The following is a 1,011-nucleotide window of genomic DNA, read 5'->3' as shown; positions in this document are numbered from 1 at the left end:
GCCCGGCGACGTGCCCGGCGACGTAGCCGGCGAGGTAGGCGCCGCCGGGCCGGTCGGTCCGGACGGTGACCGCGGCGCCGGCGACCGCCGGGGCGGTCGCGAGGACGGACTCGATCTCGGCGGGTTCGATCCGGAACCCGCGGATCTTCACCTGGTCGTCGGAGCGTCCCAGATATTCCAGCTCGCCGTCGACGGTCCAGCGTGCGAGGTCGCCGCTGCGGTAGAGCCGGTCGCCCGGCGCGCCGAACGGGTCGGCCACGAACCGGGTCGCGGTCAGTCCGGCGCGGCCCAGGTACCCCCGGCCGACCTGCGGGCCGGAGAGGTGCAGCTCGCCGACCGTGCCGTCGGGCACCGGGCACAACCCACCGTCCAGGACGTACACCCCGAACCCGGGCAGACCGGCGCCGATGACGCTCGACGAGGAGGCGAGCGCGTCCGCGGTCAGCTCGCGGTGCGTCACGTGCACCGTGGTCTCGGTGATCCCGTACATGTTGACCAGCCGCGGCGCGTCGGGACGGCGCGCGTGCCAGCCGGCGAGCCGGGCCGGGTCGAGGGCCTCCCCACCGAAGATCACGGTCCGCAGCGCGAGGCGGGTGCCCGGCTGATCGGCGTCCGCGGCGGCAAGCTGGTAGAAGGCGGACGGCGTCTGGTTGAGCACGGTCACACCGTGGCGGGCAAGCAGGTCGAGGAAGTCCGCGGGCGAGCGGGAGACATCCTGCGGGACGACGACCAGCCGGCCGCCGTGCAGCAGCGGCCCCCAGGTCTCCCAGACCGAGAAGTCAAACGAGAAGGAGTGGAACAGCGTCCACACGTCGTCGGGGCCGAACGTGAACAGCGACCGGGCCGCGGTGAACAGCGCGACGACTGACCGGTGAGAGACGATCACGCCCTTGGGCACGCCGGTCGACCCCGAGGTGTAGATGACGTACGCGGCCTGCTCGGATCGGCCGGGCCGGGCGGGCCGGGCGGTCGACACCGCGCCGTCGGGCGCGAGCCGGGGCGGGGCGGTGG

General features: G+C 74.4%; 1 protein-coding gene. It reads right to left on the bottom strand.

Features of this window, described 5'->3' with window-relative positions:
* The coding region (locus tag ND748_RS32675) for an amino acid adenylation domain-containing protein (RefSeq protein WP_251750115.1) at nucleotides 1-1,011 on the bottom strand (1,011 nt) is incomplete at both ends.

The sequence above is a fragment of the Frankia sp. AiPs1 genome (genome assembly GCF_023716945.1).
Lineage (GTDB): Bacteria > Actinomycetota > Actinomycetes > Frankiales > Frankiaceae > Frankia.
The sequence above is the reverse complement of the archived record's forward strand: the minus strand, read 5'-3'. Positions and strand labels throughout refer to the sequence as shown.